The sequence below is a fragment of the Microvirga calopogonii genome, assembly GCF_003347665.1.
Taxonomy (GTDB): Bacteria; Pseudomonadota; Alphaproteobacteria; order Rhizobiales; family Beijerinckiaceae; genus Microvirga; species Microvirga calopogonii.
The window spans coordinates 94,305-116,237 of the sequence record NZ_QDGA01000003.1 but is presented as its reverse complement, the minus strand read 5'-3'; the positions used below and the strand labels follow the sequence as shown (position 1 = coordinate 116,237).

At 63.6% G+C, this 21,933-nt stretch carries 20 protein-coding genes and 1 pseudogene; 11 read left to right on the top strand and 10 right to left on the bottom strand.

Annotation, left to right across the window (positions count from 1 at the left end):
- Window positions 1-284: 284 nt before the first annotated feature.
- Both DDF70_RS04895 and DDF70_RS04890 read right to left on the bottom strand, forming a co-directional pair.
- Window positions 285-2,228 (bottom strand): bifunctional 2',3'-cyclic-nucleotide 2'-phosphodiesterase/3'-nucleotidase, encoded by a 1,944-nt coding sequence (locus DDF70_RS04895; protein WP_114943746.1) that lies wholly within the window; start codon window positions 2,226-2,228, stop codon window positions 285-287.
- Between the two features lie 229 nt (window positions 2,229-2,457).
- Entirely contained in the window at window positions 2,458-3,609 is a 1,152-nt protein-coding gene (locus DDF70_RS04890; RefSeq protein ID WP_114943745.1) for a trans-sulfuration enzyme family protein, read from the bottom strand.
- A gap of 73 nt (window positions 3,610-3,682) precedes the next feature.
- Here DDF70_RS04890 and DDF70_RS04885 point away from each other — a divergent pair, with 73 nt between their 5' ends.
- Window positions 3,683-4,192 (top strand): TspO/MBR family protein, encoded by a 510-nt coding sequence (locus DDF70_RS04885; protein WP_114943744.1) that lies wholly within the window; start codon window positions 3,683-3,685, stop codon window positions 4,190-4,192.
- On the opposite strand, the gene hpt is transcribed toward DDF70_RS04885, so the two are convergent.
- Window positions 4,193-4,765 (bottom strand): hypoxanthine phosphoribosyltransferase, encoded by a 573-nt coding sequence (gene hpt / locus DDF70_RS04880; RefSeq protein ID WP_114943889.1) that lies wholly within the window; start codon window positions 4,763-4,765, stop codon window positions 4,193-4,195.
- Window positions 4,766-5,123: 358 nt separating this feature from the next.
- On the opposite strand from hpt, the gene ftsE reads away from it, so the two are divergent.
- The 5 genes from ftsE to DDF70_RS04850 all read left to right on the top strand — a co-directional run bounded on the left by ftsE (window position 5,124) and on the right by DDF70_RS04850 (window position 9,223).
- Complete coding sequence (gene ftsE, locus DDF70_RS04870; protein ID WP_114943742.1) at window positions 5,124-5,828, top strand: cell division ATP-binding protein FtsE; 705 nt, start codon at window positions 5,124-5,126, stop codon at window positions 5,826-5,828.
- Window positions 5,829-5,833: 5 nt separating this feature from the next.
- A complete protein-coding gene (locus tag DDF70_RS04865; protein ID WP_114943741.1) occupies window positions 5,834-6,808 on the top strand; it encodes a cell division protein FtsX in 975 nt (324 codons plus the stop codon).
- 69 nt (window positions 6,809-6,877) lie between these two features.
- Window positions 6,878-7,657 (top strand): YdcF family protein, encoded by a 780-nt coding sequence (locus DDF70_RS04860; RefSeq protein WP_114943740.1) that lies wholly within the window; start codon window positions 6,878-6,880, stop codon window positions 7,655-7,657.
- Window positions 7,658-7,836: 179 nt separating this feature from the next.
- Complete coding sequence (locus DDF70_RS04855; RefSeq protein ID WP_114943739.1) at window positions 7,837-8,601, top strand: lysophospholipid acyltransferase family protein; 765 nt, start codon at window positions 7,837-7,839, stop codon at window positions 8,599-8,601.
- A gap of 223 nt (window positions 8,602-8,824) precedes the next feature.
- The gene (locus tag DDF70_RS04850; protein ID WP_170316031.1) at window positions 8,825-9,223 is read left to right on the top strand and encodes a hypothetical protein; all 399 of its coding nucleotides are present in this window, start codon (window positions 8,825-8,827) and stop codon (window positions 9,221-9,223) included.
- Here DDF70_RS04850 and DDF70_RS04845 read toward each other — a convergent pair.
- Window positions 9,211-9,747, bottom strand: coding sequence for a gamma-glutamylcyclotransferase (locus DDF70_RS04845; protein ID WP_114943737.1), 537 nt, complete (start codon window positions 9,745-9,747; stop codon window positions 9,211-9,213). The genes DDF70_RS04850 and DDF70_RS04845 overlap by 13 nt on opposite strands.
- 73 nt (window positions 9,748-9,820) lie before the next feature.
- Between DDF70_RS04845 and DDF70_RS04840 the strand changes: the two genes are divergently transcribed.
- Window positions 9,821-10,873 carry a DUF2125 domain-containing protein gene (locus DDF70_RS04840; RefSeq protein ID WP_162820220.1) on the top strand — a complete coding sequence of 351 codons (1,053 nt, stop codon included), beginning with the start codon at window positions 9,821-9,823 and terminating at the stop codon, window positions 10,871-10,873.
- Between the two features lie 59 nt (window positions 10,874-10,932).
- Here the strand turns inward: DDF70_RS04840 and der are convergent, their stop codons facing one another.
- The 3 genes from der to DDF70_RS04825 all read right to left on the bottom strand — a co-directional run bounded on the left by der (window position 10,933) and on the right by DDF70_RS04825 (window position 13,660).
- Window positions 10,933-12,279 carry a ribosome biogenesis GTPase Der gene (gene der, locus DDF70_RS04835; RefSeq protein ID WP_114943735.1) on the bottom strand — a complete coding sequence of 449 codons (1,347 nt, stop codon included), beginning with the start codon at window positions 12,277-12,279 and terminating at the stop codon, window positions 10,933-10,935.
- A gap of 13 nt (window positions 12,280-12,292) precedes the next feature.
- A complete protein-coding gene (locus DDF70_RS04830; protein ID WP_114943734.1) occupies window positions 12,293-12,967 on the bottom strand; it encodes a tetratricopeptide repeat protein in 675 nt (224 codons plus the stop codon).
- A 102-nt stretch (window positions 12,968-13,069) separates the two neighbouring features.
- Entirely contained in the window at window positions 13,070-13,660 is a 591-nt protein-coding gene (locus tag DDF70_RS04825; protein WP_114943733.1) for an NnrU family protein, read from the bottom strand.
- Window positions 13,661-13,949: 289 nt separating this feature from the next.
- On the opposite strand from DDF70_RS04825, the gene DDF70_RS04820 reads away from it, so the two are divergent.
- The 4 genes and pseudogenes from DDF70_RS04820 to DDF70_RS04810 all read left to right on the top strand — a co-directional run bounded on the left by DDF70_RS04820 (window position 13,950) and on the right by DDF70_RS04810 (window position 18,447).
- Window positions 13,950-14,573, top strand: coding sequence for a TRAP transporter small permease subunit (locus DDF70_RS04820; RefSeq protein WP_114943732.1), 624 nt, complete (start codon window positions 13,950-13,952; stop codon window positions 14,571-14,573).
- Between the two features lie 39 nt (window positions 14,574-14,612).
- Window positions 14,613-16,508 carry a TRAP transporter large permease gene (locus DDF70_RS04815; RefSeq protein WP_114943731.1) on the top strand — a complete coding sequence of 632 codons (1,896 nt, stop codon included), beginning with the start codon at window positions 14,613-14,615 and terminating at the stop codon, window positions 16,506-16,508.
- Between the two features lie 427 nt (window positions 16,509-16,935).
- Window positions 16,936-17,280: pseudogene (locus tag DDF70_RS39160) on the top strand (PAS domain-containing protein); the annotation flags it as partial.
- On the top strand, window positions 17,281-18,447 hold the full coding sequence (locus tag DDF70_RS04810; RefSeq protein ID WP_245435368.1) for a sensor histidine kinase: 1,167 nt from the start codon (window positions 17,281-17,283) through the stop codon (window positions 18,445-18,447).
- A gap of 213 nt (window positions 18,448-18,660) precedes the next feature.
- Here the strand turns inward: DDF70_RS04810 and DDF70_RS04805 are convergent, their stop codons facing one another.
- From DDF70_RS04805 to DDF70_RS04795, 3 genes are read right to left on the bottom strand one after another with little or no spacing between them, the layout of a single operon-like run.
- On the bottom strand, window positions 18,661-19,008 hold the full coding sequence (locus DDF70_RS04805; protein WP_114943729.1) for an ArsC family reductase: 348 nt from the start codon (window positions 19,006-19,008) through the stop codon (window positions 18,661-18,663).
- Window positions 19,009-19,011: 3 nt separating this feature from the next.
- A complete protein-coding gene (guaA, locus tag DDF70_RS04800) occupies window positions 19,012-20,568 on the bottom strand; it encodes a glutamine-hydrolyzing GMP synthase (RefSeq protein ID WP_114943728.1) in 1,557 nt (518 codons plus the stop codon).
- 53 nt (window positions 20,569-20,621) lie between these two features.
- The gene (locus DDF70_RS04795) at window positions 20,622-21,920 is read right to left on the bottom strand and encodes an RsmB/NOP family class I SAM-dependent RNA methyltransferase (protein ID WP_114943727.1); all 1,299 of its coding nucleotides are present in this window, start codon (window positions 21,918-21,920) and stop codon (window positions 20,622-20,624) included.
- Window positions 21,921-21,933: the final 13 nt, after the last annotated feature.

Genomic DNA, 21,933 nt, shown 5'->3' with positions numbered 1-21,933 from the left:
TGCGGCGATGCCCGCATTCGAAAGGCCGCTGGTTAGCGCAAGGTTAAATTGGCTTCAAGCATCGGGGGTGCCGCTTTTCCGGTCATGACAAGCGCAGGGGACGTGACGAATTTCGGTCGCGCCTTCAGCCACATGGGCGGGAGTGCTGTCTGTTTCGCCAGCAATTGGCGAAATGACGCAGTGAGTGCTCACGCAAGTGTGATGTTCGAGTTCTTCGCATAGAGGCCCGAATGAAAACGGCCGGGCATGAGCCCGGCCGCCTCGCCAAGCGATGTGGAGCGGGATCAGCTCACGATGCGGTACTTCACGAAGCCTTCCGGCGCATCGCCCATCTTCTCGACCTTGATGCCGGCCGGCTGATACTGGGCGGCGTTCGGACCGGTGGTGAAGGTCATGGTGACGCCGGCGGGCGAGACGAGCGACCAGGAGCCGTCGGCCTTCGGGGCCACTTCCTTCTTCTCGATGATGTAGCGCATGATGGCATCGCGCGTCAGATCCGGCGCCTCGAACACGATGGTCGTTCCGTCGGCACCGGGGAAGTTGCCGCCGCCGCCAGCGCGGTAATTGTTGGTCACCACGATGAACTGCTGATCATCCGTCACGGGCTTGCCGTTATAGGTCAGGTCCTTGATGCGGTGCGCATCGGCATTCACGACCTTGCCGTTGTCGTCGTAGCGCGAGGCCTGCGTCGGGTCGATCTTGTACTGCACGCCCGCGATGACATCGAAGTTGTAGGCCGGGAATTTGGGATTGATGAGTTCCTGCTCCCCGCCCTTGGCCACGTCGATCTGGTTGTAGATGCCTGCCGAGCGCTCCAGCCATTCGCGCACCTGCGCACCGGTGACCTTCACGACGCGGATGGTGTTCGGATAGATGTAGATGTCCGCCATGTCCTTGATGGCGAGCGGGCCCGGCTTGATCTCGGTGAAGTAGTTCGGTCCGCCGCGTCCACCGGCCTTGAAGGGCGCGGCCGCCGAAAGGATCGGCAGATCCTTGAAGGGCGAGGCTTTGAGTTGGTCGGCCACGTACCAGGACTGCGCCTCCGCGACCAGCTTCACCGAGGCGTCGTCCGCCACGAGCGAATAATAGGAGTGGATCGGGACCGCAGTCTTGCCGACGGGCTCGCGCACGTATTTCAGCGTCGAGTCGTGATCGGCCTGAGCGGCGGCGATCACGCCGACCTCCGAATCCACCTTCGCCACGACCTTGCGATCGACGCGGTCGTAGATCGGGCGCGCCTCGGTGCGGAAGTTCGCTACCTTCCAGGCATCGCCGTCCTTGGTGAGTTCAAGGTCGATGAGGCCCAGATGGCTGCCCCAGAATCCGGCCATGACGGCGGGCTTGCCATGGAGCGTGCCGGCTTTCACATCGACACCATCGATGTTGTTGAATTCCTTGCCGCCGGGGAACACGAAATGCTGGTGGCCGGTGAGGATCACGTCGATACCGTCGACCTTCGCGAGATGTAGCGCCGCGTTCTCCTCGCCGCCCTTGCGCTCGCCGCCTGCGATGCCAGAGTGGCAGAGCGCCACGACGATGTCGGCACCGGCCTTCTTCAGATCCGGTACATGCTTGTTGGCCGCATCCACGATGTCGACGGTAGTCACCTTACCGTCGAGATTCGCCTTGTCCCATTGCACGATCTGCGGCGGCACGAAGCCGATCACGCCGACTTTCAGCTTCTGCTTGGCACCGGACTCATCGACCACCTCGCGGTCGAGAACGAGCCAAGGCTTGTAGAGGGTCTGGCCGTCGGCCTTCACCGCATTGGCACAGACAATCGGAAATTTTGCGGCGCCCAGCGAATTCTGCAGAAAATCGAGACCGTAATTGAATTCGTGATTGCCGAGCGTGCCGCAATCGTAATTCAGGGTGTTCATGGCGGCGACGATGGGATGAACGTCGCCCTTCTTCATGCCCTTCCGATAGGACACGTAATCACCGAGCGGGGAGCCCTGGATGATGTCGCCATTATCGAACAGCAGGCTGTTCTTCGCTTCACCACGCGCCGCCTTCACCAGGGTCGCGGTGCGTGCCAAGCCGACCGTATCGTCGGCGGCGTCGCGGTAGTAGTCGTAGGGGAAGATGTTCACGTGAAGGTCGGTGGTCTCCAGGATGCGGAGCTTCACGACCGGGCCTGCCGCCCACGTGAATTGAGGCATTCCGGCGATGGCGGCTGCGGCCACGCCGGTCTGCAGGACGCGGCGGCGGGTGATGGATTGTGTCATGGTCTTCCCTCGGCTGATCTTCTTGCGAAACAGGGTTCGCCTGTATCGGAGAGAAGCACAGGTTTTGTGACAGGATCAAGATAGCTGGCTAAGGGGGGCCCACAATCCACCGCCCTTCCCACTCACTGCACGTCATCACCGGCCTTGTGCCGGTGATCCCGTTTGTTTGAGGCACAGCGCTTTTCAAATCGGGATGGCCGGGACGAACCCGGCCATGACGAAGAGGATGTCAGCCCCGCAAGGCCTCATCCAGATCCCGATACAGGTCCTCCACATCCTCGATGCCGGTGGAAAGACGCAGCAGGTCGGGCGGGCATGGGGTGCCCGGACCTTCGATCGAAGCGCGGTGTTCGATGAGGCTCTCGACGCCGCCGAGCGAGGTCGCCCGCTTCCACAGGCCGACCCGCGCCGCCGTGCGGATCGCGGCAGCCTCTCCTTCTGAGACCTGGATCGAGAGCATGTAGCCGAAGCCGTTCTCCATCTGCCGGGCGGCAATGTCGTGGCCGGGATGCTGCGGCAGGCCGGGATAGAGCACGCGGGCCACTTGAGGATGGTTTGAAAAGCGCTGAGCGAGATCGAGCGCGCTCTTCGCCTGTGCAGCCGTCCGCACATGGAGCGTGCGCATGCCGCGCATCAGGAGATACGCCTCGAAAGGCCCGAGGATGGCTCCCTGCATCTTGCGGATGGAGGCGACCCGCGTCCAGAATGCGTCGGCCTTCGCACCCGCGAGCGCGCCCGCCACCACATCGGAATGGCCGTTCAGCACCTTGGTCGCCGCATGCATGACGATGTCGGCGCCGAGGGTCAGCGGCCGGGTGTGGATCGGCGAGGCGGTGGTGGAATCGACCGCGAGACGCGCCCCAGCCGCGTGGGCGATCTCGGCGGCGGCCGCGATGTCGGTAATCGTCCAGAGCGGATTCGAGGGCGTCTCGACCCAGACCAGCTTGGTCTCGCCGGGCTTCACGGCAGAACGGAGGGCATCGAGGTCGTCGGTCTCCACGAAATCGACCTTGAGACCCCAACGCACGGCTTCCGTCATCAGCCAGCTGCGCAGGGCCCAGTACATGACCTTGGAGGCCACGATGTGATCGCCCGGATCCAGCGCCTGGAATACGGCGGTCGCGGCCGCCATGCCGGACGAGAACAGCAACGCGCCGGCCTCGGCCTCCTCCAGCATGGCCAAAACCTCCTCGGCCTCGCGCACCGTGGCGTTGTCGGGGCGGCCATAGACGAAGCCCGAGGAGTAGGCGTTGTCCTCGTCGCGGATATAGGTGGTCGTCACATGGATCGGAGGCACGATCGCTTTGGTGATCGGATCCACATGGCCCATGGCCTGGGCCGCCAGGCTGCGCTTCGACCATGGGGAACGCGATGACGACATGAGGGAACCTCCGCAAGCGTGACAGGTTGCGTCACAAGGATAACAATGCGTCCGTCATAAAGAGATTCCGAGCATGCATACAGATCAAACTGCGCCGGCCAGCCATGCAATGCGGCCGCTTCCGCGCTTCCTCGTGGCGGTGGTGCCGGTGGTCGCAGTCGCGGTGTCGGCAAGCCTCGTCACCCAGCCGAACATCCCGACCTGGTATGCTGGTCTCCAGAAGCCCGGCTTCACGCCGCCGAACTGGGCCTTTCCGGTGGCCTGGACGCTGCTCTACGCCATGATGGCCTATGCGCTCTGGCGCATTCTCGCCCTGCCGGAAAACCGCCGCGGACGCTCGACCGCCATCATCGCCTTCTTTGCTCAGCTCGCGCTGAACGGTCTCTGGTCCTTTGCCTTCTTCGGCGGAAGGAGCCCGATTGCAGGCCTCATCGTGATCGCCGCGCTGATCGTGGCGATCATCGCCACGATCCGCACCTTCTGGAGGCTCGACCGGACCGCAGGCCTGCTTCTCGTGCCCTATCTGGCCTGGGTGACCTATGCCACCCTGCTCAACGGGACGATCTGGCGCCTGAACGGATAATCAGGCTTCCGGCTTGTCGAACAGGTCCGGGCTGTTGTCGAGGTGATCGACCACGCCGACGAAGGGCAGTTGGCGGTAGGAATGGGCCACGTCCATGCCGTAGCCGACGACGAACACGTCGGGGCAGGTAAAGCCCACGTAGTCCGGATGGATCTGCACGGCGCGCTTGCCGGGCTTCTCCAGGAGCACGGCGGTCTTCACGCTCTTGGCGCCCCGGGCCATCAGCAGGTCCTTGGCGAAGGTGACCGTACGGCCGGATTCCAGGATATCGTCCACGAGCAGCACATCGCGTCCGCGCACGTCGCTTTCCACGTCGCGCAGGATCGTGACGTTTCCGGTGGAGACTGTGCCGTCGAGATAGCTCGACAGGTGCACGAACTCGACCTGGGGGGTGAGCCCGGTCCGGTGCAGGGCGCGGATCAGGTCCGCGGCGAACATGAAGCTGCCCTTGAGCACGGCGACGACGAGGAGGTTCTCGGGCTTGGCGGCCGCGATTTCCTGGGCCAGCGCCTCGTTGCGCTTGGCAATGGTGTCTTCGTCGAAAAGGACCCGGATCCGGGGGGCAGTGCTCATCGTCATCAATCCAGCAGAGAATACAAAAGCCTTGGGCCTGCTTCTTCACGACCATGCTTGGACGAGGATGTCAAACGGACTTGGACGTTTTAGGGTCAAAGAGGTGCTTGCCGGCCAAGTCATCCCGCTTAGAGGAGCGCAGGGTCGTTCGGATCGGTATTGCCGGCCTGAGGTAAGCGATGACGTGGAGGGAGATCGTCTCCCTCGCCTCTCCTGCGGCAATGTCCCGCGAACCGCTGGCTTCCCGTCGCCGCATGCCGAGTTTATGGCTTGCTAACCATGCAGGGGCGATAAGAAGGCGAATCGCGGTCTTTATCCGCCACAAGAACCGATAACCTCCAAGGATGGCTCGAGACGCGTGAAGGCGCTTTACGACGAGGACTATGACGAGAGTGCGGCCCCGGCCGTGCATTTCGAGAATGTGGGCGTGCGCTACGGCATGGGCCCCGAGGTCCTGCGCGACCTGACCTTTTCCATCGAGCCGAATTCCTTCCAGTTCCTTACCGGCCCGTCCGGCGCCGGCAAGACCACGCTTCTGCGCCTGATCCTGCTCTCGGTGAAGCCGACCCGCGGCCTGATTTCGCTTTTCGGCGAAGACGTATCCGGGATTTCCAAGGACGAGCTGACGAGTGTCCGCCGCCGCATGGGCGTGGTCTTCCAGGACTTCCGCCTGCTCGATCACCTGACCACCTACGAGAACGTGGCCTTGCCTTTGCGCGTCCAGGGCAAGGAGGAATCGAGCTACCGGGCCGAGGTTGTCGAGCTGCTGCGCTGGGTCGGCCTCGGCGACCGCATGCACATGCTGCCGCCCGTCCTCTCCGGTGGCGAGAAACAGCGCGCGGCCATCGCCCGGGCGCTGATCGTGCGCCCCGACCTGCTGCTCGCGGACGAGCCGACGGGCAATGTGGACCCGTCGCTCGCCCGCCGCCTGCTGCGCCTGTTCATCGAACTCAATCGTCTCGGAACCTCGGTGGTCATAGCAACCCACGATTTCAGTCTCATGGATCAGCTCGACGTGCGCCGCCTCGTGCTCGGCGACGGGCGGCTGCATATCGACGAGTGAGCCGGATGAACGCCGCGCCTCAACCTCGTCCCAAGAAGGCTGCTGCCGCCGAGGGACAGAAACGCACCCTGCCCGCCTCCTTGAGCCGGAACGCCCCGCTCGTGCCGGTGGACTCGGCCGGCGGCCAGGCCCTTGCGGCCGTCATCGCCATCCTGACTTTTCTCGCCGCGCTCTGCGCCGGCGGCGCCGAACTCGTGTCGGCAAGTTCCGCACAGTGGCGCTCCGAGATCGCCCGTGAAGTCACGATCCAGATCCGCCCCAATGCCCAGCGCTCCATCGACCAGGACGTAGAACGCGCCGTGGCCTTGGCCCGGCAGACGCCCGGCGTGGAGCAGGCCCAGGCCTTCACGAAAGAGGAATCCGAGCGTCTGCTCGAGCCGTGGCTCGGGACCGGCCTCGATTTCAAGGATCTGCCGGTTCCCCGTCTGATCGTGATCAAGATCAAACAGGATACGAGGCCCGATTTCGGTCCGTTGCGGCAATCCCTGCAGCGCGATGTGCCCGGCGCCACCCTCGACGACCACGCCCTCTGGGTCTCGCGGCTGTCGACCATGGCCAACACGATCATCGGCATCGGAGTCTTCCTCGTCGCCCTCGTGCTCCTCGCCGCGGGCCTTGCGGTGATCTTCGCCACGAGGGGCGCCATGGCCGGCAACCGGGAGGTGGTGGAGGTGCTGCATTTCGTTGGCGCCAACGACGATTTCATCGCGAAGGAATTCCAGCGTCGCTTCTTTCGGCTCGGCCTGCGCGGGAGCGCCATCGGGGCTGCCGCCGCCCTGCTCCTCACCCTGATCCTGGGTTTCGTGGCCCGTTCCTGGCGGGCAAGTCCCACCGGCGACCAGCTGGAGGCATTGTTCGGCGCCTTCACGATCAGCTGGAGCGGCTATACGGTGGTGATCCTCATTGCGCTCCTCGTGGCACTGATCGCCGGCATCGTCTCGCGCCTGACCGTGAGACGCTTTCTTAACGAAAGTGGTTGATGGTGAGGGTTAACAAGGAAAGAGCAGGTTGCCTCTCCATTGCCGCATTCTCCGTTATGTTCGTCCAAGATGACCTCGCGAACGCAGAGTTGGGTAGCGCCGGGCGCCGTGGATTCCACAGAGGCTGTGGGCTGGGGCTGGACGATGCCCGCATCGACTAGGCATCCCGCCGAGCGGTCTCTTGTGAGCCGATTGCTCACCTTCGGCTTCTGGAGTTTCATTGCGGCCCTGGTCATCGGGTTCCTCGGCTTCCTGGGCTTCGTCTACAGCCTCGACCGTTTCGAGCAGCCGCCCGAGACACGGGCGGACGGGATCGTCGCCATGACGGGCGGCGCGCAGCGCATCGGCGACGCCATCGACCTTCTCGCCAAGGGGTATGCCAAGAGGCTTCTGATCTCCGGCGTCAACGAAAACACCAGCAGGGACCAGATCGCCCGCCTCAATCCGGGCCAGCGACGGCTCTTCGATTGCTGCGTGGATCTGGATTACCGGGCCCGGAACACCATCGGCAACGCCATCGAGACGAGACGCTGGGCCGAAGCGAACGGATTCGACACCATCATCGTGGTGACCTCGAACTACCACATGCCGCGCACCCTGGTGGAACTCGAGCACGCGCTGCCGAACCTTCAGAAGATCCCCTATCCGGTCGCGGCCACCATCGACCCGCATGAGTGGTGGCACAAGCCGGCCGTGGCCCGCCTGGTCTTCACCGAGTATCTGAAGTTCCTGGCGGTCTGGATCCGGACCCGCTTCGAGAAAGATCCGGAGCGCTCCTCGGTGGCGAAGATCATCAGCGGCGGGGGGCCCATCAAGGCGCAGATCGTCGCCGAACCACTCTGGCGCTAGCGCCACGTATAGCTCCGAGCCGCCTCGGGGACAGTGCTTCAGTCTGAAGAATGAAGCATCTGATTTGATCCCAAAGGCGGGTCCATTTTTGGGTCCGGGGCCCTATGGTCCTGCACGAAAACCCATTAAGGTGCCGCGCCCGCGAAGCACGATGCTCCGCTTTTCGTTTTCAAGAAATCATGCTGATCGTTCGCTCCCTGCTTTTCAACGTCGCCTTTTATGCCAACCTGATCCTGTGGCTAATCCTCCTGATCCCGGGAGCGCTCGTGCCTCGCCGCCAGTTCATCGAACTGGTGAAGATGTGGGCGCGCACCTCGGTCTGGCTTCTGCGGGTTGTCGCCGGAATCAAGGTCGTGATCACCGGGCAGGAGAAGATCCCGCCCGGCGGGGCGCTGGTTGCCGCCAAGCACCAGTCGTTCCTCGAGACCTTCGCCCTGTTGCCGCTTCTCGACGATCCCACCTACATCCTCAAGCGCGAGCTGATGTGGATCCCGTTCTTCGGCTGGTATCTGGCCAAGGCGCGCTGCGTTCCCATCGACCGCAAGGCGGGATCGCTGGCCTTGGTGCAGATGACGGCACGGGCCAAGGAAGAAGCCCAGCACGGCCGGCAGATCATCATCTTCCCCGAGGGCACGCGCCGCCCACCGGGGGCACCTCCGGCCTACAAGTACGGCGTGGCGCATCTCTACCAGAATCTCGGCTTTCCCTGCATTCCGATCGCCATGAACTCGGGCCTCTACTGGCCCCGCCGCAAGTTCATCCGCCGTCCCGGCACGGTGCGCATCGAGGTTCAGGACCCCATCGCCCCAGGGCTGGCGCGCGAGGAATTCTTCAAGCTGGTTCAGGAGCGGATCGAGACGGCTTCCAACCGGCTTCTTGAGGAGGGCCGGGCGGAACTCGGTTTAGGCTCAACCGCTTCAGAGACCACGTTGTCGAAGGTGTGAGAAGCTGCTCCTGGGTGCTTTCCCGGCTTACCAACCGTCCTTACGTCATGGCTGGCCTCGTGCCGGCCCTCCCGCTTGTGTGAGCTCAACGCTCACATAAGCGGGCGCAAAAACCCGCAAACCCAAGCACAGCCAAGCTTTCAGCAGCCTTGACGACTCACGCAGCCGTTCTTACATATAAGAACATATGGCGAACAAACGAACCATATCCTGGAACGCGGCCATGCGGGATCTCCGCAACGACCGAACGCGGAGGACTGGTGTGCGCGAGGAAAGGCTACGGGCGACCGCTGGGCTTCGCTCCTCTTCCACCTTGAGTTCCTGGCGCGGCCGTTCGGGGCGCCGCTACATTGTCGGCGTGCATCCGCTGAACGAGACGGAACTTCTCGAGGTCACGGACGCGGTGATCCTGGCCGTGAAGCGGGATCGAACGGGCAACGGAATGGTGGTCGACGCCGCTATGGCGGCATCGGATCCCAGCGAGCAGACCCGCCTGCGCTGGCTCGCCAAGGTTCAGGATCTCGGCGCCACCGAACTCCATATCCATCGCTTGGCTGCGACCGAGGACGACCGCCGCGCGATCTTCGAGGATTTGCGCGAGAACGAGGTTCACGCCTCCTGATCGAGCGCGTCGACGATCCGGTGCAGCAGCGGATCGACCACGTGCATGCCGATGAGATGCTCGTAAGTGGAGCGCACGTAATCGGGATTGCGTCCGGAAATTCCCTCTCCCTGACGCACGAGCCTCAAGACCTCATCATAGGACAACCGGCCGGCATATTGCCCATGATTGCGGTCGACCACATAGGCCAGCGCGCGAACGCGGCGCGCATCGGCCAGCCGCACGGGCACATGCCGCTCCAGATAAACGGAGGTGACCTGCTCGCGCTCGCGCAGATACTGGACCGTTGCCGCTGCCTCCTCGGGCGCCACGCGGAAGGCCACTCCATGGCAGCGCCCACCCCGGTCGAGGCCCATGACCAGCCCCGGATGCTCGGGCGTTCCGCGGTGAACGTGGGAGAAGACGCAGAGCGACCGGTGGTAGCCGTAAAGGTGCGCGTGAATGCGTTCAACGTAGGGGAAACCGGGCCGCCACATGAGCGAGCCGTAGCCGAAAACCCATAAATCCTCCGTGAGATCCTTCATGTCACCCGCGCCCGAACCTTGCCTGCATCCGGCGCTACCAGTAACCACACACCAGCACAACAGGAGATCGCGCATGGACCAGGCTGCCCCAACGGCGAGCGTTCGCCGCAGCCGTTTCTGGCTCTACACACCCTTCGTCTTGCTGCTACTCGTTGCCATCGCCTGGAGCATCGCTTGGTTCGTGATCCGCAACCGTACGGCGGAGGCTCTCGACGGCTGGATCGCCGCGGAGGCCAGGAACGGGCGGCAATGGACATGCGGCGACCGGACGATCCTGGGGTATCCGTTCCGCATTGAGATCATCTGCGCGTCCCTCGACCTGAAGCGGGGCTCGGTGTCCGCCTCCTTCGGGCGCACCGAGGCCGTCGCTCAGGTCTATCAGCCGCGGCGGGTGATCGTGGAAGTGGCGGGCCCGCTGCGCGTGACGGACGGGGCCGTGACGGTCGACGGCAGCTGGGACCTGCTCCAGGCCAGCATCAACGCCTCGCAGACCGGCCTACAGCGCCTGTCAGTGGCGGCCGATGCCCCCAAGGTGTCGGTGACGGGACTCGGCAACGGCGACATTGCCGGATCCGGCAGGCACCTGGAACTCCATGTCCGCCCCAATCCCTCACGACGGGCCGAGCTCGCGGGCGATGTGGCCGCTTCGGTGACAGAGGCGCGCATCCCCATCCTCGATGCCTTGATCGGCGGAGCGGAGCCCACCAACCTGAGCGCGGACGTCACGGTGACCCAGGCTGACGGTTTCAAGGGCGGAACGATCGTCGAAGAGCTTGAGCTCTGGCGCAATGCGGGCGGCAAGCTCGACATCCTGATGCTCTCGGCCATCAAGGGCACCCGCCAGATCGAAACCAAGGGCGAGCTGCGCCTCGACGAGCAGCACCGCCCAGCAGGCCAGCTCACCGTCGCGGCCGCAGGCCTCGACGGTCTCCTGGGCAACCTGACCGGTGGGCGAGTTGGGGGCAATCTCCTGGGCATGCTGCTCGGACAGGGGCCGCGTTCGCAGCAGGGTCAGCCCAACGCGAAGCCGCAGCTCGCCTCCCTGCCGGCTCTGCGGCTTGAGAACGGTTTTCTGGCGATGGGCCCCTTCGTGATCCCCAACGTGAGGCTGCAACCGCTCTACTGAGGAATGAAAACACCCGATGGCCGGCATCGTGCCGGCCATGCTCGGCGGCTGGAAGCGCCCTACTTCCGCTCCTTGTCGAACGGGTTCTGCCCCATGCGCAGGGACACGCGGATCGGGGTGCCGGGGAGATCGAAGGCTTCGCGCAAGCCGTTGACGAGGTAGCGCGTATAGCTCTTCGGCAGTGCATCGAGCTGGTTTCCGAAGACGGCGAAATGCGGCGGGCGCGATTTCACCTGCGTCATGTACCGAATCTTGATCCGGCGTCCCGAGACCGCGGGCGGCGGATTGGCCTCCAGGGCTTCGGAAAGCCACTGGTTCAGCTTCGCGGTCGAGATGCGAGTGTTCCACTTCTCGTAGACCTGGAATACCGCCTTCATGAGCGGATCGATGCCGCTGCCGGCGAGCCCGGAGAGCGGCACCACCGGAGCGCCGCGAACCTGCGGCAGAAGGCGGGTGGCCTTCTCCTTCAGGTCCTTCAGGAGGCCCTGCTGGTCGGCGACGAGATCCCACTTGTTGAGGCCGATCACGAGGGCTCGGCCCTCCTGCTCCACCAGATCGACGATGGACAGATCCTGCTTCTCGAACGGGATCGTGGCATCGAGCAGCACCACCACGACTTCGGCAAAGCGCACGGCACGCAGGGCATCGGCGACGGAAAGCTTTTCGAGCTTGTCCTCAACGCGTGCGCGCTTGCGCAGTCCCGCCGTGTCGAACAACTTGATCGGACGTCCGCGCCATTCCCAATCGAGCGAGATGGAATCGCGGGTAATGCCGGCTTCGGGCCCGGTGAGCAGGCGCTCCTCTCCGACCATGCGGTTGATGAGGGTGGACTTGCCCGCGTTCGGACGCCCGACGATGGCGACCTGCAACGGCTTGTTCGGGTCGTCCTCCTCTTCCTCCATCTCGTTCGGATCGGGGAAGTGAGGCATCAGCGCCTCGAAGAGGTCTGCCATGCCCTCGCCGTGCTCGGCGGAGAGCGGGACCGGATCGCCGAGGCCGAGCGCAAACGCCTCATAGGCGCCGGCCATGCCGGAGCCACCCTCGGCCTTGTTGGCAATGAGGATCACAGGCTTGCCGGATCGGCGCACCATCTCGGCGAAGGGGCGGTCGGCGGGCAGAATCCCGGCTCGGGCATCGATCACGAACAGGATCACGTCGGCATCGGCGATGGCGGCCTCGGTCTGTGCGCGCATACGGCCGAGGAGCGACTCTTCGGTCGCCTCCTCGAGCCCTGCCGTGTCGATGATGCGGAATTCGAGATCGCCGAGCTTGGCCTCGCCCTCGCGCCGGTCGCGGGTCACGCCCGGCCGGTCGTCCACGAGCGCCAGCTTCTTGCCGACGAGACGGTTGAAGAGAGTCGATTTGCCGACATTCGGCCGCCCGACAATGGCGACGGTCGCCGTCATGTCCTGTCCTATCCTACTGCGTCGCCTGCACCGGACCGCCCGCCACCAGGGCGGTATAGACGGCAAGCCGCTGCCTCAGGGAGGAAGGCGTCTCGCGATCGGCGGCGATCTGGTCGAACCAGCGACCGGCATAATCCATATCACCGGCCTTAAGGCCGGATAAGCCTAAGAGTTCCCTCGCAGAATGGCGCCAGGCGCTCGATGGCGAGGCCAGAGGTTCCACAGCCTGACGCAACTTGGCGGGTTCGGCCGTGTCGACGCGCAGCCAGGCGGCGCGAAGGCGCGCGAGATCCTTCCACAGGGGCGGCACGGCGGAGTCGCCGGCGAGCGCGTCGAAAGCCGATGCGCCGTTTTCGGCATTCTGCTGCCCGAGTTCCGCGGCCAGACGGAAGCGTGCGAGCATGGCATAACCGGTGCCGCCGTCTTCCTTGACCACGGCCTCGAACGCGCCCTGCGCTTCCTGTCCCTTGTCCTCGGAGGAGAGGCGCAGGGCCTCCTCGTAGCGCACGGCCGCTTCCTGTGCCCGGGTCTGCTGGGTATGCTCCCAGAAGCGCCAACCGCCGACGCCGGCCACGACCAGCACGACCACGCCGATGATGATTCCGTTGTAGCGCTTCCAGATCTGGGCGATCCGGTCGCGGCGGTATTCCTCATCGACTTCGCGAATGAACTCGTCGTTCGGGGCCATCGTCTCACTCTTGCGGCCAAAAAGCAGCCGCCTCCTGCAATCGAAGGAGGTCGCCTAACATAGACCATCGCGCAAGGCGAGAGGCTTCGTGCGCAAGAGTTCTCACGTCCGGGTAGGCACGACGGGAACGCCGATCAGCCAGGGATGCAGCCAGAACGCGAAGGCGAGATAGGCAACCGTTCCGATCACCACCGCCAGCACGTCGTTGCGCCATCCCGCAGGCGCTGCAGTGCCCCCGTGCTGGGCCGCCACGTCGCGGCGCTTGGCGCTGATGCGGGCCATCACCGCCCAGGCCAGGATCGAGCCGAACAGCAAGATAGACCCGAGATCGCCGTTGGCGAGAAGATGCGCCACGGCCCAGATCTTCACCCCGGCGAGCATCGGGTGCTTGAGCCGGGTCTTGATGCGTCCCGGCAGATAGGCCGCCGCGAGGCAGATGAAGGCGAGCCAGACCAAGAGAAGGGCGAGGTGACGCGTCCAGACCGGTGGCTCCCAGACCGGGATGTAGCCGTTTGCGCGATACTGGCCGAAGCCGATGGCGATCAGCACGATCCCGATCAAGGACACGAGCGAGTAAAGGCCCTTGTAGGGCCCCTCCCCGATCTTTCCGATCAGGGCAGCTCGGCGTCCGCGCGCCATGCTGAAGGAGTGGATGCCGAGAAAGATCACCAGTCCAACAATCAGCAGCGTCACGATCACCTCCAGAGTTTAGGAACTTATAGCCATTCCAGACCCGGAGAACCAAGTGGGACGACTGGGAGACGCAACGTAAGACGGAAAGCCTGAACGCTGACGCCGCAAGTTTCCTATCGAGACCAAAGCCTTAGGCTGCCTAAACTTTTAACAACAGAGCATCTTGCAGCCCGAAAATTTCCCCGCTACGAGGGCCGCAAACCTCGCTTAGACTAAAACGGCACTAGCGGTACTGCCTGAAGTCCGATAGCTAGGCCGCAACATATCAACAATTTCAAGGGGGAGACAGGTGACGGCGCTTCTTGGGCTATCCCGTGTCATCGACTCGATCAACGAACGCATCGGCAAGGTTGCGGCCTGGGCCATCGTGGTGGCCATCCTGGTCTCGGCCGTCAACGCCATCATCCGTCGCGTTTTCGGCGTATCCTCCAATGCCTGGCTCGAGCTGCAATGGTACCTGTTCGGTGCCGTGTTCATGCTCTGCGCCGCCTGGACCCTGAAGGCGAACGAGCATATCCGCATCGACATCGTCTCCAGCCGGCTTTCGAAGCGCAGCCGGGACGGGATCGACGTCTTCGGCCACATCTTCTTCCTACTCCCCTTTGTGGCCCTGCTGCTCTGGCTGTGCATCCCCTACTTCATCAACTCCTATCGCTCCGGCGAGGTCTCGTCGAATGCCGGCGGCCTGCTGATCTGGCCGGCCAAGGGGCTCATTCTGCTCGGCTTCCTCTCCATGTTCTTCCAGTGGCTGAGCGAGCTGATCAAGCGCGTCGCGATCATGCAGGGCCAGCTTGAGGACGAAGAATCCGGCGGCCACAGCGTCGAAGCCGAGGCGGAGCGCCTCATCCAGGACATCGGCACCGTCAATTCCCCTGGCACCGGCGCGACGCCTCCCGGCGACGGCGTCAGCTGATCCCCGGCGCCAGATCCAAGTATTCCGGAGTTTTCATCAATGGCTGCATTGATTGCCCAGAACCTCGCGCCGATCATGTTCGCGGCGCTCGTGGTCTTCCTCCTGCTCGGCTACCCGGTCGCGTTTGCGCTCGCGGCCAACGGGCTTCTGTTCTTCTTCATCGCCGTGGAACTCGCTCCGCTGGCGCCCGAGACCATCACCCTTTCCTGGCCGCTCCTTCAGGCCCTGCCCGACCGCATCTACGGCACCATGTCGAACGAGGTGCTGCTGGCGATCCCGTTCTTTACCTTCATGGGGTTGGTGCTGGAACGCTCCGGCATGGCGGAAGACCTGCTCGACACCATCGGCCAGCTCTTCGGACCCGTGCGTGGCGGCCTCGCCTATGCGGTGATCTTCGTGGGCGCGCTGCTCGCCGCCACGACGGGCGTCGTTGCAGCCTCCGTGATCTCCATGGGCCTCATCTCGCTTCCGATCATGCTGCGCTACGGCTACGACCGCCGTCTCGCCTCCGGCGTGATCGCGGCCTCCGGTACGCTCGCTCAGATCATCCCGCCCTCCCTCGTTCTCATCGTCATGGCCGACCAGCTCGGCCGCTCGGTGGGCGACATGTACGAGGGCGCCTTCCTGCCCGGCCTGATCCTGACCGGTCTTTACGCCGGCTACATCATGCTGATGTCGATCTTCTTCCCGAAATCGGCCCCCGGCCTGCCGCCGGAAGCCATCGGCTATCGCGAGCCCGACGGCGCGCGCGGCGTGTGGCAGCTCGGCATCCTGGTGCTCTTCTCGGGTCTCGTCGGCTATTATGTGATGTCTCAGACCGGCACCAAGGCCGGTGCCGACTTCGTCATCCTGACGATCTGCGTCGCCACTGTGGTGGCCCTGATCTGCGCCCTCATGAACAAGATGCTGGGCGCCAAGCGCATCGCAATCTCGGCCGTTCTCACTGCCGTCCTGGTGGGCCTCTACGCCTATCTTCACAGCCAGGGACATGAAGGTGCCGCGCTCGCCTTCGAGATGATCCTCGCCGGGACGATCTATGCGCTCATCGTCGGCATCGTCGAGCGCTTCACCGGCCTGCGTCTCATGTCCAACATGGCCCAGCAGGTCACCTTCGTCATGGTGCCGCCGCTCCTGCTGATCTTCCTCGTGCTCGGCACCATCTTCATCGGTCTCGCGACGCCGACCGAAGGCGGCGCCATGGGCGCCCTGGGCTCGGTGATCCTCGCGGCCGTCAAGCGCAAGCTCGACAACAACCCCGCCCGCTTCAACTGGACCCTCGTTCGTCAGGCGACGGAAGCGACCGCGAAGCTCTCGGCCTTCGTGCTGTTCATCCTGATCGGCGCCCGCGTGTTCTCGCTCACCTTCTACGGCGTGAACGGCCACATCTGGGTCGAGCACCTGCTCACCTCGCTGCCCGGCGGTCAGGTCGGCTTCCTGGTCTTCGTGAACATCCTGGTGTTCTTCCTGGCCTTCTTCCTCGATTACTTCGAGCTGGCCTTCATCATCATCCCGCTCCTCGGGCCCGCGGCCGACAAGCTCGGAATCGACCTGATCTGGTTCGGTGTGATCCTGGCCGTGAACATGCAGACCTCGTTCATGCACCCGCCCTTCGGCTTCGCCCTCTTCTTCCTGCGCTCGGTGGCACCGAAGGTGCCGTATATCGACCGTGTGACGGGCAAGAAGATGGAGCCGGTCACGACGGGCCAGATCTACTGGGGCGCCGTGCCCTTCGTGTGCATCCAGCTGATCATGGTGGCCATCGTGATCATGTTCCCGCAGATCGTGATGCACTACAAGGCCGCCGGACCCACCGTCGATCCGGCAGCGGTGCAGAAGAAGCTCGACGAGCTGCTGGTCCCGGGCCTCGGCGCTCCCGGCAGCGAACCGGGCGGCCTCCCCGGCCTGAACTTCGACGAGCCGCCGAAGATCCAGTAGGGACGGCTGAAGCGGACATTGAAAAGGCGGGCTTTGCGGCCCGCCTTTTCGTTTTGAGCGGGATTGCCCGTTACCATCCTTGGAACGGCAGAAGGGCGATGGTCAGTCAGGATGAGCGAAGACGAGGATCCGTCCGGCTCTTCGCTCTAAAAGCAAGATCTCTCCTCCGCAGGAGTCGCAGCCAGTGTCGTGCTGCCGCAGCAATATTTCTATTATAATGTTTTATCGCCACAAAAATGGCTTGTTTATTGGGTTACGTTATCAAGTCAAAAAACATTCATTAGCAGAACAGCCAAAAGCGAACCATAGAATTGGCATTTTTCGACTGAAGACGATTGATATCTGATTTCGTCGCGGCGGACGGATGCGATGTAGCTACTAAGTTAAAAGGCGGTGTATCGGGGCATCAGAACAGGGCTTTGGTACAGTGCGGGAGAGTGAGAACAATCCGAGAAATCTGCTCGACCTCCTATCGGCCGCGATCTTCTTGGTTGACCGAAATCAAAACTGCGTCGACATCAACGCCGCAGCCGAGACGCTAACAGGTTACTCCTCGCGTGAATTGCAGGGCCGCCCTTTGCGGGAAATCCTACTCCCCGGCAGACACGGGGACCTCCCTCAACCCCATGACGAATCGTTCTTCGAGCATCCTTATCCCATCGATCATGAGAGCAAGGGAGAAGCGGTTCTCCTGCACAAGAACGGAACTCCTCTTTCGGTGGCCTTCAGGGCGTGTCCTTTCCAGGATCGGAGCCGGACCGCTTCTGGGACCATGGTCGAGGTTCATGCCCTCGGCTCCGATGAGACCCAAGCAACGTTACGCAAGCGCTCCGAACGGCTCCAAGCCCTCGCCGGAGCCTCGCTTGCCATCACGGCGGCGGCTTCGCTTGAGGAATTGCTCACCAGCGTCACGAAGGCAGCTCAGGAGATCGTCGGCGCGCATCAGGCGACCGTTGGATTCCTTCGGACCAACAGCTGGAGTTCGCTGATCGCCGTCAATCTCATGTCCGACAAATACGAGAAATGGAAGGACTTCGAAGCCTCTCCCCATGGCTCGGGAATCTACACGATGATCGGCGAAACCAATAAGCCGATCCGCATGACGCAAGCCGAGCTCGAGGCGCATCCACGCTGGCGTGGCTTCGGTCAATATGCGGACGCTCATCCCCCGATGAGAGGATGGCTTGCGGCGCCTCTCGTTTGGAAGGACGACAGAATTCTGGGACTCATCCAGCTCTCGGACAAAATGGATGGAAGCGAGTTCGATGCCGAGGACGAAGCTATCATCGTCCAGCTTTCTCAACTTGCCTCCGTCGCCATCGAACGCGTCCAGGCCGAGGAGCGACAGCGGCTGCTCATCAACGAGCTCAACCATCGAGTTAAGAACACGCTCGCCACCGTTCAGTCGATTGCCGCCCATACCCTGCGCAACACGAATATACCAAGATCCGTACATGAGACCTTCCTGGGGCGGCTGATATCGCTTGCCCAATCCCATAACGTGCTGACGCGGGAAAACTGGGAGGGCGCGGAACTGACCTATGTCATCGAGGAAGCCGTCAAGGCTTATCGCGGCGGCTTGCCCGAGCGAATTCACATGCGCGGCCCCAAGGTGCGGGTGAGCCCACGGATGGTGCTTTCGCTTTCGATGGCGCTCTATGAGCTCGCCACCAATGCCGCAAAATACGGCGCGCTCTCGAACGATAACGGAGAAGTCGACATCGTCTGGGATTTGCAGAGTCCGTCGCCAGACAGTGAAGAGCAGCAACTCGTCCTTTCCTGGCGGGAGCGCGGCGGCCCCACCGTGAAGCCCCCGACACATAAGGGCTTCGGCTCCCGCCTCATCGAACGCGGACTAGGCGCGGAGCTAGGCGGCAAGGCATGGGTCTCCTACGCCCCGGGAGGCGCGTCCTGCGAGATGGTCCTACCGATAGAGTAAGTTGCAGCCCAGCGGTTTCGGCACTCCCGACGGCGACGGGCTGCCCGGCCTGAACTTCGATCCGCCGCAGGCGTAATCCGACGGAAACTCAATGAGAAAGATGGGTTCGTCATCCTCGGACTTGTTCAGGGGATCGACGTTTTGACGCATTGAGATCCCAAGACGCGCACGGCCATGACGAGCACAGCTATGACGAGGGAAGCGGACGAGACGCTACCTGATCGATTCTTCGTATAGTTCCGGCTTAAAACCCACCAGAATCCGCCCGCCGAGATCGAGCACCGGGCGCTTGATCATGGAGGGCTGATCGAGCATGAGCGCGAGCGCCTTCGGCTCGTCGAGCCCGACTCTATCGCCATCGGGCAGCTTGCGGAACGTGGTTCCCGCACGATTCAGAAGCGTCTCCCAGCCCACATCGCGAGCCCAGGATTCGAGACGCGGGCGGTCAATGCCTTCCGACTTGTAGTCGTGGAAGGCATAGGGCACGCCTTTGGCGTCCAGCCAGGAGCGCGCCTTCTTCACCGTGTCGCAATTCTTGATGCCATAGAGGGTGACCGGCATCTGTTACTCCCACTCGATCGTCCCAGGCGGCTTCGAGGTGATGTCGTAGGTGACGCGGTTGATGCCTTTCACCTCGTTGATGATGCGGGTAGCGACCCGGCCGAGGAAGGTCATGTCGAAGGGATAGAAATCTGCCGTCATGCCGTCGATGGACGTGACGGCGCGGAGCGCACAGACGTGATCGTAGGTGCGCGCATCGCCCATGACGCCGACGGTCTTCACCGGAAGCAGCACGGCAAAGGCCTGCCAGATCTCGTCGTAGAGGCCGGCATTGCGGATCTCCTCGAGATAGATCGCATCGGCCTTGCGAAGGATGTCGAGCTTCTCGCGGGTGATCTCGCCGGGCACGCGGATGGCGAGACCCGGGCCGGGGAACGGATGGCGTCCGACGAAGGCCTCGGGTAGGCCGAGCTCGCGGCCGAGCACCCTCACCTCGTCCTTGAACAGCTCACGAAGCGGCTCCACGAGCTTCATCTTCATGCGCTCGGGCAAGCCGCCGACGTTGTGGTGGCTCTTGATGGTCACTGAAGGCCCGCCGGTGAACGAGACGCTTTCGATCACGTCGGGATAGAGCGTGCCCTGCGCCAGGAAGTCAGCGCCGCCTATCTTCTTGGCCTCCTCGTCGAACACGTCGATGAAGAGCTTGCCGATGGTCTTGCGCTTTACCTCCGGGTCCGACACGCCTTCGAGCGCACCGATGAAGAGGTCCTGCGCCTGCACGTGCACGAGCGGGATGTTGTAGTGATCGCGGAACAGCGTGACCACCTGCTCGGCTTCAGAGGCACGCAGCAGCCCATGGTCCACGAACACGCAGGTGAGCTGGTCGCCGATGGCCTCGTGGATCAGCACGGCCGCCACGGCGGAATCGACGCCGCCCGACAGACCGCAGATCACCCGGCCGGTGCCGACCTGGGCACGGATGCGCTCGATGGCCTCCTCACGGAAGGCCTTCATGGTCCAGTCGCCCTTGCAGCCTGCGATGTCGCGCACGAAGTTGCGGATGAGCTGCGCGCCTTGCGGCGTATGCACCACCTCCGGGTGGAACTGCACGGCATAGAATTTACGCGCCTCATCCGCGACAGCCGCGAAAGGCGCGTTCTCCGAGATTGCCAGCACCTCGAAGCCTGCCGGCAGCTTGGTGACCCGGTCACCGTGGCTCATCCACACGGGATACTTCTTGCCGACTTGCCAGACGCCCTGGAACAGCGGGCTCTCGGTCAGCACCTCGACCTCTGCGCGGCCGAACTCCGAATGATGCCCGCCCTCGACTTCGCCGCCGAGCTGCGCCGCCATGGTCTGCTGGCCGTAACAGATGCCGAAGACCGGAAGATCCGTGTCGAACAGCTCCTGTGGCGCGCGGGGCGAGGCATCGGTCGTGACCGATTCCGGCCCACCCGAGAGGATCACGCCCTTGGGCTTAATAGTCCGGATCGCCTCTGCGGCCTTCTGGAACGGCACCACCTCCGAATAGACGCCATCCTCACGCACGCGCCGTGCGATGAGCTGGGTCACCTGGGAGCCGAAATCGACGATGAGGATTTTATCGTGGGTCTGAGTCATGGCAGGTTCTTACGGCCTTCGGGGTCGGGACAACAATCGAAATATGAGGCTTTTCATGGGTTTCGCACCAGGATCGCGGCATAAAAGCCGTCGGTGCCGGTCTTGTGTGGCGTCAGCTGGAGCCCATGAGCGGTTGGACGCGCCACATCCTTGAGACGGCCGAGCTGAGCCGCCTCCAATGCCTTGTCGATGGAGACAGGCTTGAACCGGTCGTGACGCTCCATGAAGGCAGACAGCGCCTCATCGTTCTCCTCCGGGAGGATCGAGCAGGTGATGTAGACGATGCGCCCGCCCGGTTTTACGAGCCGTGCCGCCCGGTCGAGAACCGCTTCCTGCTCCTTGCGCCGGGTCTCGAGGCTGCCGGGGCGCAGGCGCCATTTCGCATCCGGATTGCGCCGCCAGGTGCCGACGCCCGTGCAGGGCGCATCCACCAGAACGCAATCGATCTTTCCGTCGAGATCCGTCACCGCATCGGCCTTGGCCCGGGGCGTGCGCACCTGGACGTTGCGGACACCTGCGCGCGATAGCCGGTCATGGATCGGAGCGAGGCGGCGGGCGTCGTTGTCGGTGGCGTAGATCTGGCCGTGGTTTTCCATCATGGCGGCCAGCGCCAGGGTCTTGCCGCCGCCGCCCGCGCAGAGATCGACCACCTGCTCGCCGGGCTTGACGCCGGACAACAGCGCCACGAGCTGCGAGCCCTCGTCCTGGATCTCGATCCAACCCTTCAGGAACTCGGGTTCGGACTGCACCGCCGGGCCGCGCCCGTCCTCGCTCGGAGCGATGCGGAGGCCCAGCGGCGAGAGCGGCGTCTCGACGGCGCCAAGATGCGGCAGGGCATCGTGCGCCTCCTCGCGCGAAGAGACTTTCAGGGTGTTGATCCGCAGATCCAGCGGCGCACGGGTCGTAAGCGCCCGCATCTCCGCCACGAGATCGTCTCCGAAAAGACCGCGGATGGACGGCTCGATCCAGTCCGGAAAGTCGCCCGCCACAGGGGGTGGCGCATCGCTGAGATCGGCCTTCTCCAGGCGCTCGCGCTCGCCGGCCGAGAGCGGCTCCGGAGCAAAGCGATCACCAGAGCAAAGCGCCGCGATGGCATCTGGTGCCATGCTCCGCTGGAGCCTCAGCATCCCGAGCACGATCGCGCGGGGCGTCGTCTCGCCCATGATCCAGGCGGCCGAGGACTTCCGGCGCAGAGCGTCGTAGACGAGGCTTGCGATGGCGGCCCGATCCTTGGAACCGGCGAAACGATGCGACAGGCCCCAATCCTTCAGGGCGTCGGTCGCCGGGCGGCGGCGGGCATCGATATCGGCCAGGACCTCGATGGCGGCAGAGATGCGGGCGGCAGGTGTCATCGAAAAAGCACAC